The organism is Affinundibacterium baiyunense, from assembly GCF_018139645.1.
Taxonomy (GTDB): Bacteria; Pseudomonadota; Gammaproteobacteria; order Burkholderiales; family Burkholderiaceae_D; genus Undibacterium; species Undibacterium baiyunense.
In genome coordinates this window covers 676,920-690,870 of sequence record NZ_JAGSPM010000001.1, presented here as the reverse complement: position 1 = coordinate 690,870, position 13,951 = coordinate 676,920, and the positions used below count along the sequence as shown (strand labels likewise).

The window sequence follows — 13,951 nt, the reverse complement described above, 5'->3', positions numbered from 1 at the left end:
TAAGAGTTATGCTTGTGTGTTAGAACTCAATATCGTCCATGATGAAGTGCGTGTATTGATGAAGCCACATTGGTGTAGTGCGTCAATAAAGCTGCGATCTTCTAGCATGCGTTCTAGTTCTGGAAAAATCACTTTTGCCAAGCTAGCTGCTTGCGGACTATTACTAAAAGCGAAATGACGCGAGCCAGTTAATTCGATTCTTAAGCCGGGTACGGGAATCAGCTGGCAGTCATCAAGTTCAATTTTTAAATCGTGATGCGTGGCAAAGGGTGCGAGTAGGGCATCTACTTCGCTACTGCTGACCATGTAGACCATCTGTCTCCAGGTTTTTACGTCGAGACAATTCTCGATTCCTAATTGTTTTAAGGTATTCCAATCGGCGCTCCAGTCACGATTAGAAACTAGTCTTAGCTGTTGGAAATCATTCAGTGTTTTGCAATTGAGCGCATGTTGGTTTTGTGGCGCAGTATAAATGCCAACGATAGATAAGCCGTCAGCAATCATGGCGGGAGAAATATATATCTCTTCAGCGTAAGCAATTAAATCTGATTCCCAGCAAGTGGTTGCCAAGCAAGTAATAGTAGATTGGCGTAGTTGTTCGATACCGTTTGCATAGCTATCAATCGGAACTAGTTTGTATTCTGCATTGGGTCGTACTTTCTCTAAAGCGCGAATAAAAAATGTCAGCTCGACCACGTCACGCCGACTGTGTAAGCCACCAAAATCGCTAACATCTTGATTCGAACGAGTGTCTAGAAATAAATGATAATCTTCGAGTACATCTTTGGGGACACCGATTCGTATCAAGTTTTGATCGACTTGTGGTGCGATCAATGGCAGTAGCATGCGGATACTAGTGCCTTCACTTGGTAAGGATTCAATCTCGATTTTTCCACCGAATAATTGTGTAACGACGGTATGGGCTAAATGCATGCCAAGACCACTCCCACCTTTTCCTAATTTAGTAGTGAAGAATGGTTCAAATACGCGTCGTAAAATGGTCGCTGGGATACCGTTGCCATCATCACTAAAGATGATTTCTACTTTATCTTGCGAGACTAGTTTAGCGCTCAAGAGCATGTGACCATGTTCAATTTTGTCAAATGCATGCAGGAGTGCGTTATTAATAAGATTGATGATGATTTGACTTAGTGGGCCGGGATAAGCATCCAACTCGATCGCAGGATCGACATCAATGTTCAATTGATGTGGTGTTTGTTTGATACTGGGTAGCATAGCCAATTGCGTTTCTTCGACCACATCAATTAGGCGAAACTGTCTACGTTGCTCGGAGTGTTGGTCCGCTGAAAGTTGCTTGAAGCTGGCGATCAAGGTAGCGGCACGCTCTAGGTTTTGCTGCAAAATCGCAGTGCCGTGTGTGGTCTCTATAAAAAAATCTTTGAGCGCTTTGCGTGTAAATTTGGTTTCGCTGATAACTTCAAGGTCTCTGATTTTGTCAGCTAAGGTGGTGCTCACTAATAAGGCGTTGCCGATGGGTGTGTTGAGCTCATGTGCAATGCCAGATACTAGAGAACCTAGCGCCGCATTTTTTTCATTTTGAACTAGCTCTGAGCGCGTGCCTTCCAGATTTTGTAGAGTCTCTATCAATTGCGCATTGCTAGAAGCTAAAGCGCGGGTGCGCTCTTCTACGCGCGATTCTAATTCTTGGTTGCTTAACTCAAGCGCCTGTTTTAAACGATCAGATTCTCTTAGCTCACGTCTTGATTGGCGAGAGTCCCAAACTAAGTAAATGACGATGCCTGCCAGCCAAACAAAAATTAATCCTAATCGAAAATGTTCGGTGGGTATCCATTGCCCGGTTAGTTCAACCGCTTCAAGGCTAATGCTATGATTGCCAGGCACCACATTGCCTCCAGTGATGAAGCTGATGGCGACGACTTGATCTAGTTGTGGTCCAAGATGCTCGATGCTGGTAGGGTGTGATTGCGTCCACCAGGAGGCAACCATAAATTGATTCAATTTGAATTCAACTGCCGATGCGACTAGATTTGGGTCGTACACCACTTCATGTGGTTTCAGTGAACCGGGAGAGTCCGCGATTGAATATGCTGGATTGAAATTACGTAGAAAGACTCTAACCGGGTTGTGCTGTTGTGGACCCGTGCTACGAATTTGTAATTTCAGTGTGTCGAACTGATTCAGATCTATTCCTGAATTATCGTCTTTTAATTTGATGGCTAACTCACAAAACGGCCATTGATAGGCAGCGATGATGTCGCATTCCATTGTTAATGTACGATCATTCTTGACTAGCTTTGCTATGCTCTTGCCGCCTTCGGGGCGGTCATCGATAGCAGAAACTTTTTCGTCTGACATGAAATCAATTTGTAGGCGACGCTTCATCCAATGCTCATTGGCATAGAGCGCCAATAAACTGAGCGCTACCATGCTCAAGATAAATTGACGAAAGAAGCGATTCATTGATTGATGTTGGACTGACTGATTCACAATGTTTCAGGAATAGCCGTAGATGCTTTTTATTCTACTCGTATTTTGTTATGACAATTGCGAAAATGCGTGAACAGTTGTGGTGAATTTGTTGAATTGATCGCAGCAAATAAAAATGCCTTGCCTTAGCGCGGTCCTCGCTAGATACTTGCACATATTTTTTAAATATATTAAAAAATATGTGCATATCGTTTGTTTATCCAGCCGAAAATTAGTTCGCAAATTAGTTCGCAAATTAGTTCGTAAATTAGTTCGTAAATTAGTTCGTAAATTAGTTGCGTGAGTTTGTTAATTTGAGGCTTTGTTGAATTTACTTTTATGATTGTGGGGCGGGGATGAAAAATTGGATCTTGATGGTAATGGTGCTCTCTTTGTCTGCGTGTAGTTTGCAAAGTAAGGAGTTAAGTTCCGGTTTGTTATTCTGCTTCGCAAGCTTGGCCTTATTATTCGTAGCTATATGGGCTAAAAGTCTGTATCGCATGCGCAATGAAGGTAAGCAATGGCACTGGCCTCGCCCGGTAGAAATTGTGATCGGTGCTATTACCGATTTTTTTGATACCTTAGGTATTGGTTCTTTCGCTCCCAGCACAGCGTTTTTCCGTTTAGGGAAAATCGTTCCAGACGAGCTAATTCCAGGAACGCTGAATGTGGGACACACGCTAGGTACGATCACACAAGCGCTGATTTTTATCCAAATCGTTGATGTCGCTCCTAGCACTTTACTCCCTATGATTTTGACCGCAGGTGTCGGAGCATGGTTGGGAACCGTGGTAGTTGGAAGTTTGCCGCGGTTTCAAATTCAACTGGGTATGGGCGGTGCTTTATTGTTGGCTGCATTCATTATGCTGATGTCTATGGTTGGCTTTTTGCCAGCAGGTATGGATGCCTTGGAATTGACAGGTTGGAAGTGGTGGGTTGGTGTGATCGGTAATTTTATATTAGGACTATTGATGCCCTTAGGCATAGGACTATATGCACCTTGCATGATTATGGTGAGCTTGCTTGGCATGAGTCCACTAGCGGCGTTTCCGATCATGATGGGGTCGTGTGCGTTTTTGATGCCGATTAGCAGTATAGGCTTTATTCGTAATCAGAAATACTTACCATCCGCTGCGCTAGGCGTTGCGATTGGCGGCGTGCCCGCCGTACTTCTTGCTGCTTACATTGTCAAATCACTCCCATTGGATTATGTGCGCTGGATTGTGGTAGTGGTCGTCCTGATTGTTGCACTGAGTCTACTGCGATCGGCATATAGAGAGCGCCGTACGATGCGCTAGATTTGCCAAATCACCGCATATGGAGTCGCCTATCTAGTATTGGCGATTCACTGTACGTAATCGATTAGAGTTGTATCTATTTGCACGGTCATAATTTTTGCTGCGTGCTTGCTTAGTTCAAACAAACGTTTGATTTATGTGCTAGCATGCGCGTCATGAAAAATATCTTGCCATCAAAATCAAAAAAGTCGCGGTCGAATAATACGATTGCACCTAGCTCTATCCTCGATGTCATAGCGCAATCCAACCCAGATAAGTTGGGTGCTGGAAGAAATGCCACAGATAAAAGCTTGCGTACAGATGGGCAGGAAGCGCGTGAACGCTTGTTTGAATGTGCGATGCGTTTATTTGCAGAGAAAGGCTATGCCCGCACCTCAACCCGCGAAATTGCTTTAGCTGCACAAGTAAATATATCGGCGATTAGCTACTATTTTGGTGATAAAGCGAACTTGTATCGAGCGATCTTTAATGATCCGGTTGGTAATCCCACGATACATCCTTCGCAGTTTTTGCAGCCCGACCTTAGCTTACGTGCAGGACTTGAACTATTGATGAAAACCTTTGTCGATAGTTTTAAGCAAAGCGAGCGCGCGCAAAACTGCATGAAATTACATATACGTGAAATGCTAGAGCCAACGGGTTTGTGGTCGGAAGAAATTGATCATCAAATCAAGCCTGCACATTTGGCACTCGTCAAATTTTTGGCAAAGCAGCTTGACGTTCAACGCATCGATGATGATCTACATCGACTCGCATTTGCGCTATCTGGTTTGGCGTTGACTTTGATGGTGAGCAGCGATGTGATCGCGGTGATACGACCAAGTTTAATCAGCAAAGAAAAATCGATTGATGACTATGCCAATCGCCTTGTGGAATACGGTTTAAGTATGTGCGAACAAGAGCGACAGCGTCGGTATGCTTTGATGACCTGACTAGTCGAATGGTCATGCTTAAATGACGTGGGATAAATAATAGACGACAGATTTGACGAAATTATTAGATGAAGGATGTGATGATGAAAAATACTTTAATGCCGATGAAGTTGCTGATGGTAGTGATGCTTAATTTTGCATTTGCAGTTCATGCGCAAAGTTCTGCTAGTGCGAACGCTGCTGGCAGTAGTGCTAGTGCCGCCAAACCTTCATTGACGGTGACTTCGACGCAGGTTGGGCAGTCGCAGATGTCGAGTAAGTTAATCGCCAATGGCAGCATCGCTGCTTGGCAAGAAGCAATCATTGGCTCGGAATCGAATGGACTTCGGATCGCTGAGGTATTGGTAAATGTGGGTGATTCGGTCAATCGCGGACAAGTATTGGCACGCTTTGCGAGTGAAGCGGTTAATGCTGATGTCACACAGGCCAAAGCGGGTCTTGTTGAAGCAGAAGCGACTGCTGTCGAGGCAACTGCCAACGCAGATCGCGCCCGTGGTTTGCAAGCAAGTGGTGCAATTAGTAAGCAACAGATTGGCCAATATTTAACTGCGGAGCAAACCGCAAAAGCACGCGTTGCAGCAGCAAAAGCAAGTCTCGATGTCCAACTATTGCGTTTGAAATATACACAAGTGTTGGCACCAGATTCCGGCGTGATTTCAGCACGGACGGCAACTGTCGGAGCTGTCGTCGGAAATGGCGCTGAGCTATTTCGCATGATTCGACAAGGGCGGTTGGAGTGGCGCGCTGAGGTTACCTCGGCAGAACTGAGCAAACTTTCTCAGGGTATGCAGGCATTGGTGATTGCTCCAAATGGCGAGCAGGCGCAAGGCAAGGTACGCTCATTGGCACCAACGGTCGATGTGAATAATCGCACTGGTTTGGTTTATGTTGATTTGACTTTGCCAAAAGATAAGAAGCAGGCACACTCATTCAAAGCTGGCATGTTTGCTCGTGGAGAATTTGTTTTTGGTAACTCACAAGCATTAACAGTGCCGCAACAAGCGGTGGTGGTGCGAGATGGATTTAGTTATGTATTTAAGCTCAATAACGACCAACGTGTGACGCAAGTGAAAGTGCAAACTGGGCGTCGTATGCAAGTCAACGGTAGCGAAGTAGTGGAAATTCTGAGTGGAATTAATGCCGGAACGTCGATTGCGGCAAGCGGAGTTGGTTTTTTAAATGACGGTGATTTGGTTAAGCTCGCTGGCGCGCCGTCGAACCCAACTACGTCAACAAAGAAATAGAGGTTGGCCATGAATTTTTCAACCTTATCTATTCGGAATCCGATTCCAGCGATCATGTTGTTTGCACTGCTGACGCTGGCAGGGATTTTGTCATTTCGTAGCACCATCGTTCAAGATTTTCCTGATATTGAACTACCACTGGTTACCGTCAATGCTAGTTTGCCGGGGGCAGCACCTGCGCAGCTAGAGACCGAAGTCGCACGAAAAATCGAAGACGCGGTAGCCAGTTTACAAGGTGTTAAAAATATTTATACCAAAGTACTAGACGGCAATGTTTCTATTACGGTTGAGTTCATTTTAGAAAAAGTGCTGTCAGAAGCGGTGAATGAAGTGCGCGATGCCGTAGCCACGGTTCGAGCAGATCTGCCGAGTGAGATGCGCGATCCTACCGTGACCAAAATGTCGACCGCGGGACGCGTGATTTTGACCTATACCGTGGAAGCCGCACCAGCAACTAAAGAGAATCCGAATGTGGCTGGTGATAATACGGTTCCAGATGAACAAGAGTTGAGTTGGTTTGTCGATAATACCGTCTCCAAACGTTTACGTAGTGTTGCTGGTGTTGGTGCTGTAAAACGTATGGGTGGTGTCAATCGAGAAGTTCGTATTGAGCTAGATGCGAACAAGATGGCCGCCTTGAGAGTGTCGGCGCTTGATGTCTCGCGACGTTTAAAAATTGTGCAAAAAGAAGCGCCTGGTGGCCGTGGCGATGTGAGTGGTGCGGAGCAAGCGGTTCGTACAATTGCGACAGTGAAAAGCGCGGAAGAATTGGCGGCTTTAGATATTCCTTTGCCCGATGGGCGGCACATTCGTTTAGATCAAGTAGCACAAGTGACCGACACGGTTAGCGAGCCGCGTGCACGTGCTACTTATAATGGAAAATCAGTGGTCGGCTTTGAGGTGTTCCGTACTAAGGGCGCTTCAGAAGTTGATGTTGCGAATGGAACGCGCGATGCGGTGAACGAGCTTCAAAAAGCGTATCCAAAATTTTTGTTTAAACATGCAATCGACAATGCGCAACCTGTTGAAGAAAACTTCGATGGCTCAATGGAGTTATTGTATGAAGGCGCTTTATTGGCGGTGTTGGTTGTTTGGTGGTTCTTACGCGATTGGCGCTCAACTTTGGTTGCTGCCGCCGCATTGCCACTATCTGTAATTCCGACTTTCTTAGGCTTACATTACTTTGGCTACACTTTAAACACCGTGACATTATTATCCTTGGCCTTAGTGGTCGGGGTGCTGGTGGACGACGCGATCGTTGAAATCGAAAATATTGCGCGTCATTTAGAGATGGGAAAAACACCGATGGAAGCGGCGACCGAAGCAGCTGACGAGATTGGTATGGCGGTGATTGCCACTACTTTTGCGTTAGTCGCTGTATTCTTACCGACCGCATTTATGGGCGGTGTGCCGGGGTTATTCTTCAAACAATTTGGTTGGACTGCGGTAATCGCGATTCTTGCATCCTTGGTAGTCGCTCGATTATTAACGCCGATGATGGCTGCCTATATTCTCAAAGCACCGAAGAAAAATGCAGACGGAAAAATTCACGAAAAACCTGATAGCTGGATGATGCAACGCTACATGGCTACCATGCAGTGGTGCTTGCGACATCGCTTGGTGACGATCGTTTCTGCCGCGGTATTTTTCGTTGCGTCGATTGCACTGGTTGGATTGCTGCCGACGGGATTTGTACCGCCTTCCGATCGCGCGCAAACGCAGGTGAATATTGAATTGCCACCAGGTAGCACCTTAGCCGAGACGAGTCACATTGCTGAACAAGCACGGGTTGCAATTATGTCCGTCAAAGGAATCACGGGTGTGTTCAGCTCAATTGGTGGTGGTTCCAGTGGTGATGCGTTCGCTCCAGGTGCAGCGGCGGAAGCACGCCGTGCGGTATTAACCGTCACGGCAGTACACAGAAATGAACGTAAAGAATCGATGTCGGATTTAGATAATGTGATTCGTAGTAAGATGAACGAGATTTCTGGTGCGAAGTTCTCGGTGGGGCCTTTGGATACCGGTGTCAAATTGCAGCTGGTGTTGAAGAGTGAAGATCCAGTCGCTTTATTGGAAACTGCTCGCCAAGTCGAACGTGAATTGCGTACGCTAAAAGGTGTCGGTAATGTGAGTTCCAGCGCCTCGTTGGTGCGTCCAGAAATTATCGTCAAACCTGATTCCGCTAAAGCTGCTGATCTCGGCGTTACCGCAGAGAGTATTGGTGAGACGGTGCGGGTAGCTACCGCTGGTGATTACGACATGGCGCTTTCAAAAATGAATTTGGCGCAGCGTCAAGTGCCGATTCGCGTCAAACTGCCGGACTATGTGCGTGCAGACTTGGCAGCGATTGAGCGCTTGACTGTACCCGGAAAGTCGGGGCCAGTGATGATTGGTAGTGTCGCCACCGTCACGATGGATTCGGGGCCAGCGCAAATTGATCGTTTAAATCGCAGTCGTAATGTGACTTTGGACGTGGAGCTCGGTGGGCGTCAATTAGGTGAGGTGAATGAAGAAGCACGTGCTTTACCAACTATGAAAAACTTACCGCCATCAGTCAGTATTGCCGAATTGGGTGATGCGCAAGAAATGGCAGCTTTATTTGCTAGTTTTGGTATTGCGATGTTGATCGGTGTGCTGTGCATCTACGGTGTATTAGTCTTGTTGTTTAAGGACTTCTTGCAACCAGTGACGATTCTCGCTGCTTTACCATTAAGTATTGGTGGGGCATTCGTGGCATTGCTATTGACTGGTCGCGCACTGTCGATGCCATCGATGATCGGCTTGATTATGCTAATGGGTATTGTGACCAAGAATTCAATTCTATTGGTGGATTACGCGATTATCGCGCGCACTGCGGGTATGGATAGATTTGCCGCTTTAGTGGATGCCTGTCATAAACGTAGTCGGCCAATTATCATGACGACGATTGCGATGGGCGCAGGGATGATGCCCTTGGCTTTGGGCTGGGGAGCTGACCCTAGCTTCCGTTCTCCGATGGCGATTGCGGTAATCGGTGGTTTGATCACATCAACACTGTTAAGTCTGTTAGTGGTGCCTGCGGTGTTTACTTATGTTGATGATTTTGAGCATTGGATGAAGCGTTGCATTGGTCGTGCAAAGTCGTAATTGATCGACTTGGATTGAAATTGTCGCGCTTAGCTTAACTTCGTTAAAGATAGATTTGCCTATGTTTAGCTAAGTTTTGAGTGACGCAATGATTGAGTCAAATAATCATTGCGTCAAACAATTAAGGGGCGAACTAAGTTTCGCCCCTTTTTTTAGCTTGAATTTAAATCTGGATTTGGCCTCTGGATAGATGAAGGTTTGTATGCGCTTGATCAGTGCTATTTGTTTAATGGCGCTTCTGATTCGGGCTTGCTAACTAACAGCGATTTGTTGAAAACCGCCATAGATTAAACGTCTGCCATCAAAAGGCATAGGCATGTTCTCTGTTGACATGCGTGGATCTGCCATGATCTTTTCCCATCCCGCATCACGTACTTCTTTTGATGGCCAAGTCATCCAAGAAAACACTACAGTTTCTTCGTCTTTACACATCACCGCTTGAGGAAATGAAGTAAGTTTTCCAGGTAGTACATCATCACCCCAACAATCAATCACGCTTAATGCGCCGTGCTCCTTAAACAAAGCAGCAGATTGCTCTGCATAGATCCGATAAGCTTCTTTGTTTGCTGTCGGTACGGCAGCAACGAATCCATCTACATAATGCATAGTCGTCATCATTTATATGAAGTTGAGTCGAGTGCTCGATGGCATATTTGATGTCACCACGAATTCTTTGTCGGTGATTTGCCAGTTTAGAAAACGGTACTGAGTATCGCAAGCAAAATATAAAACGAGAAAGCAAAATGTTTACCAACATTTATTGATGTTTCGGGATTTTCAGCTAAAAAAAGTCAATGCCACGGATTTTCGCTTTGATAATGTGTCAAAATATCGGCTTAACGACTTTCCGCAACATCCATTTCTTATTGCTGCCATTGCTCACAATATGAGCAAAATTTCTCGGAAAACATCAATTTTCCCTTAGCATCAAAATGGTAATCACAGCATACCCATGCTGTTTGACTTGAGCCTTCGCGAGTACGACTTGCTCGAAGTTGATCGGTCTAAATTACCGATAAGAATGAAACTGCGCATGGTTCGGCAATTCATCTTCAGACTTGTTTTTGTCAACGAATCGAGTTGCCTTCACGTTTTGTTGGGTTGTTTTAGTTGAATTTATTTTGTAATGTCGATTTTTCTCATATTGGAGTTTTAACATGTTTCAGCACGTCGAAGCCTATGCAGGCGATCCTATCCTCTCCTTGAATGAAGCGTTTGGTAAAGATACCCGCCCAAACAAGATTAATTTGTCGATTGGGATTTATTTTGACGATAACGGCAAGATTCCAATGTTGCCATCGGTTCGTGCTGCTGAATTAAAAGTGGTTGAAGCTGCTGGTGCGCGTCCTTATTTGCCTATGGAAGGCGCGGCAAATTTCCGTACAGCTGTGCAGCATTTGTTGTTTGGCGCTGATCGTCCTGCTGTCAAAGAAGGCCGTGTCGTCACTTTGCAAACAGTAGGTTCAAGTGGTGGTTTAAAAGTAGGGGCGGATTTTGTGAAGCGCTATTTCCCAAATACGACGATGTTGGTGAGTGATCCAACTTGGGATAATCATCGCGCAGTGTTTGAAGGTTCTGGATTAACAGTGAAAGCATATCCTTACTACAATCCAGAAACTGGCGGTTTGCGTTTCGACGAAATGCTGGCGAGTTTGAAACAAGCAGAAGACAAATCCGTCGTCTTATTACATGCTTGCTGCCACAATCCAACTGGCGTTGATTTGACAAAAGCACAATGGGAACAATTGATCCCTGTATTCAAAGAGCGTAACTTGATTCCTTTCCTTGATTTGGCATATCAAGGTTATGGTGATGGTATCGAAGAAGATGCGTTCGCTATTCGTTTGTTGGCGGATCAAGGTTTAAGTTTCTTTGTCGCGAATTCATTCTCTAAGAGTATGAGTTTGTACGGCGAGCGTTGTGGTGCATTGAGCGTGGTTTGCCCAGATGCAGCGCAAGCGGTGAATGTATTGGGTCAGATGAAAGCGATTATTCGTCGTAATTACTCCAATCCTCCTATGCATGGCGGCCAGTTGGTAGCGACTGTGTTAGCTGATCCAGAATTGCGTCCTATGTGGGAAGCGGAAGTTGTTGCGATGCGTGATCGTATCCAAGCAATGCGTAAAGCTTTACATGATGTTTTGGTGGCGAAAGTACCTGGTCGCGATTTCAGCTATTTCTTGACGCAACGCGGTATGTTTAGTTACACCGGTTTGACAGCAGAACAATGTGATCGTTTGAAAGAAGAGTTCGGTGTGTATTTGGTGCGCTCTGGTCGTATGTGTGTAGCTGGTTTGAATACACGTAACGTCGAGGCGACAGCAGCAGCAATGGCGGCAGTTTTAGCATAATCCTGTTGCGCGATTAAATCAAAAAGGACAGATTTTTCTGTCCTTTTTTATTTTTTACTGAGAATTTCTACAGAGAAGCGTACCAATTAAATTTGGCAATCTTTGAACCGAAATTCTGGCGTTTAGAGATGTAAAGTCTGCGCGCTGATTTGTTCTTGCGCTGACGAGATAAATCCAATTGCCATCTGCAAGGTAGGAGAATCGCCCGTCGTCCACGCTTGAAAGACTTTTGAAGACTGTGCGTCAGTGTTCAGTAATCCTTGTTTCTCAAGTAGATCAGCCAAGCGACGCGCGACGGCGGCACCGGTGTCGATGATATGAATCGGCTTAGTTTGATTCGCTTGATGTTCACGAATCACTTCGCGTATCTGTTGTTCAACAAAAGGATAATGCGTGCATCCCAGCACCAACGTATCTACGCCTTGATCGAGTAAGGGTGGAACATATTGACGCAGCAAGTCGAAAATCGCAGGTGCTTGTAAGTCGCCACGCTCGATTTGATTGACTAAGCCAACGCATGCTTGCGGAATAAATTGGGTCTGAGTTTCTTGACTGAGTTGCTGACTGAGACGATGAAATTTTTCACTTTGCAAAGTGCTTCGTGTCGCCAACACACCAACGATTTTGCTGGCGCTCCGTGCGGCAGCAGGTTTGATACCAGGCTCCATGCCGATGATAATTAGATTCGGATAACGAGTGCGTAACACGGCGACCGCGGCGGCAGTCGCGGTATTGCAAGCAATCACCAAGGCCTTAATTTTATGCTGCAAAAAGAATTCAGTAATCTTCATGCTGCGCTCAATTAATTCTTCATTTGAGCGCTCGCCGTAAGGCGCAAAGGCCGTATCAGCGACATATAAAAAATCTTCGTGCGGTAAGTGCTCGCGCAAATGTTTAAGTACAGATAAGCCACCAATGCCAGAATCAAACACGCCGACAGGCGCATTACTGTCGGCGTGTTTGTGTTCAGCTTTAAGGCTCGATGTACTTAGTTTGTTTTGAGTATTAGGCAACGGGAATAATTCCAATTTTTGCTTGCCATTCTTTCGGACCGGTATTGTGAACGGAGGTACCATTCGAATCAACCGCAACGGTGACTGGCATATCAACTACGTCAAACTCGTAGATCGCTTCCATACCAAGATCGGCAAAGCCAACCACTTTTGCAGTCTTGATCGCTTTCGAGACCAAGTAAGCTGCACCGCCAACTGCCATCAAATAGGCAGACTTATGATTCTTGATTGATTCAATCGCCGCTGGACCTCGTTCTGCTTTACCGATCATGGAAATTAAACCTGTCTTTTCCAACATCATGTCGGTAAATTTATCCATCCGAGTCGCAGTGGTTGGGCCAGCTGGACCAACTGCTTCATCACGCACAGGATCAACTGGGCCGACGTAGTAGATCACGCGATTGGTGAAATCAACTGGAAGTTGTTCGCCTTTCGCCAGCATGTCTTGAATACGCTTATGTGCCGCATCGCGACCCGTCAGCATCTTACCGTTCAATAACAAAGTTTGGCCTGGTTTCCAAGATGCTACTTCTTCTTTGGTTAATGTATTCAAATCAATGCGTTTGGATTTTTCAGTGTCGGCGACCCAATGCACATCCGGCCAATTCGACAATGATGGTGGTTCCATGTAGCTAGGACCAGAGCCGTCGAGTACAAAATGCGCATGACGTGTCGCAGCGCAGTTAGGAATCATGGCAACTGGCTTCGATGCCGCGTGCGTTGGATACATATTGATCTTGACGTCGAGCACGGTCGTCAAACCACCCAAACCTTGCGCTCCGATGCCGAGTGCATTGATTTTGTCGCACAATTCGATACGTAATTCTTCGGTCTTATTTTGTGGACCGCGCAATTTGAGTTCATGCATGTCGATGTCTTCCATCAAGGATTCCTTCGCCATCAACATCGCTTTTTCGGCAGTGCCGCCGATACCAATGCCAAGCATGCCGGGTGGGCACCAGCCAGCACCCATGGTCGGTACAGTTTTCATGACCCAATCGACTAGGGAGTCAGATGGATTCAACATCACGAACTTGGTTTTGTTTTCTGAACCGCCGCCTTTTGCTGCGAGTTGTACGTCCACGGTATTACCAGGAACCAGTTCCATATGAACTACCGCTGGCGTGTTGTCCTTGGTATTTTTACGATCAAATTGTGGGTCAGCGACGATAGATGCACGCAAGACATTTTCTGAATAAGCGTAACCACGACGCACGCCTTCATTTACGGCATCAATAATCGAGCCCGAGAAGCCCTCAAAGCGGACACCCATACCAATTTTTAAGAACACATTCACAATACCAGTGTCTTGGCAAATAGGACGCTTACCTTCTGCGCACATGCGCGAATTAGTCAAAATTTGTGCAATCGCGTCTTTTGCCGCAGGGCTTTGTTCTATTTCATACGCACGTGCTAAATGCGCGATGTAGTCAGCAGGATGGTAGTAGCTGATGTATTGCAAGGCGGCGGCGACGGATTCGATCAGGTCATCTTGCTTAATAATGGTAGTAGTGGTTGTCATTTTTGGCTCTTGGCTAA

The 13,951-nt window shown here is 45.9% G+C and carries 9 protein-coding genes; 5 read left to right on the top strand and 4 right to left on the bottom strand.

Annotated elements, in window-relative coordinates; all coding sequences use genetic code 11:
* Window positions 1-6 precede the first annotated feature (6 nt).
* Complete coding sequence (locus KDM92_RS18825) at window positions 7-2,469, bottom strand: sensor histidine kinase (protein ID WP_212682920.1); 2,463 nt, start codon at window positions 2,467-2,469, stop codon at window positions 7-9.
* Between the two features lie 335 nt (window positions 2,470-2,804).
* Between KDM92_RS18825 and KDM92_RS03050 the strand changes: the two genes are divergently transcribed.
* From KDM92_RS03050 to KDM92_RS03035, 4 genes are all read left to right on the top strand, one after another.
* Window positions 2,805-3,746 (top strand): sulfite exporter TauE/SafE family protein, encoded by a 942-nt coding sequence (locus KDM92_RS03050; protein WP_212682919.1) that lies wholly within the window; start codon window positions 2,805-2,807, stop codon window positions 3,744-3,746.
* 155 nt (window positions 3,747-3,901) lie between these two features.
* Window positions 3,902-4,678 (top strand): TetR/AcrR family transcriptional regulator, encoded by a 777-nt coding sequence (locus KDM92_RS03045; RefSeq protein WP_212682918.1) that lies wholly within the window; start codon window positions 3,902-3,904, stop codon window positions 4,676-4,678.
* An 80-nt stretch (window positions 4,679-4,758) separates the two neighbouring features.
* Window positions 4,759-5,922: an efflux RND transporter periplasmic adaptor subunit gene (locus KDM92_RS03040; RefSeq protein ID WP_438947454.1), complete on the top strand. Its 1,164-nt coding sequence runs from the start codon at window positions 4,759-4,761 to the stop codon at window positions 5,920-5,922.
* 9 nt (window positions 5,923-5,931) lie between these two features.
* Window positions 5,932-9,048 carry an efflux RND transporter permease subunit gene (locus tag KDM92_RS03035; RefSeq protein ID WP_212682916.1) on the top strand — a complete coding sequence of 1,039 codons (3,117 nt, stop codon included), beginning with the start codon at window positions 5,932-5,934 and terminating at the stop codon, window positions 9,046-9,048.
* Between the two features lie 252 nt (window positions 9,049-9,300).
* Here the strand turns inward: KDM92_RS03035 and KDM92_RS03030 are convergent, their stop codons facing one another.
* A complete protein-coding gene (locus KDM92_RS03030; RefSeq protein ID WP_212683000.1) occupies window positions 9,301-9,654 on the bottom strand; it encodes a DUF1428 domain-containing protein in 354 nt (117 codons plus the stop codon).
* A 551-nt stretch (window positions 9,655-10,205) separates the two neighbouring features.
* Between KDM92_RS03030 and KDM92_RS03025 the strand changes: the two genes are divergently transcribed.
* A complete protein-coding gene (locus KDM92_RS03025) occupies window positions 10,206-11,399 on the top strand; it encodes an amino acid aminotransferase (RefSeq protein WP_212682915.1) in 1,194 nt (397 codons plus the stop codon).
* Between the two features lie 122 nt (window positions 11,400-11,521).
* Here KDM92_RS03025 and murI read toward each other — a convergent pair whose 3' ends face one another.
* Window positions 11,522-12,412 carry a glutamate racemase gene (gene murI / locus KDM92_RS03020; protein WP_230408122.1) on the bottom strand — a complete coding sequence of 297 codons (891 nt, stop codon included), beginning with the start codon at window positions 12,410-12,412 and terminating at the stop codon, window positions 11,522-11,524.
* The gene (locus tag KDM92_RS03015) at window positions 12,405-13,934 is read right to left on the bottom strand and encodes a fumarate hydratase (protein WP_212682913.1); all 1,530 of its coding nucleotides are present in this window, start codon (window positions 13,932-13,934) and stop codon (window positions 12,405-12,407) included. The genes murI and KDM92_RS03015 overlap by 8 nt, the downstream gene beginning before the upstream one ends.
* Window positions 13,935-13,951 lie beyond the last annotated feature (17 nt).

What these genes read in the sequence shown, in the direction of transcription:
- KDM92_RS03050 (WP_212682919.1), top strand. Translation starts at nt 2,805, where the DNA reads ATGAAAAATTGGATCTTGATGGTAATGGTGCTCTCTTTGTCTGCGTGT.
- KDM92_RS03045 (WP_212682918.1), top strand. Translation starts at nt 3,902, where the DNA reads ATGAAAAATATCTTGCCATCAAAATCAAAAAAGTCGCGGTCGAATAAT.
- KDM92_RS03040 (WP_438947454.1), top strand. Translation starts at nt 4,759, where the DNA reads ATGATGAAAAATACTTTAATGCCGATGAAGTTGCTGATGGTAGTGATG.
- KDM92_RS03035 (WP_212682916.1), top strand. Translation starts at nt 5,932, where the DNA reads ATGAATTTTTCAACCTTATCTATTCGGAATCCGATTCCAGCGATCATG.
- KDM92_RS03030 (WP_212683000.1), bottom strand. Translation starts at nt 9,654, where the DNA reads ATGCATTATGTAGATGGATTCGTTGCTGCCGTACCGACAGCAAACAAA.
- KDM92_RS03025 (WP_212682915.1), top strand. Translation starts at nt 10,206, where the DNA reads ATGTTTCAGCACGTCGAAGCCTATGCAGGCGATCCTATCCTCTCCTTG.
- KDM92_RS03015 (WP_212682913.1), bottom strand. Translation starts at nt 13,934, where the DNA reads ATGACAACCACTACTACCATTATTAAGCAAGATGACCTGATCGAATCC.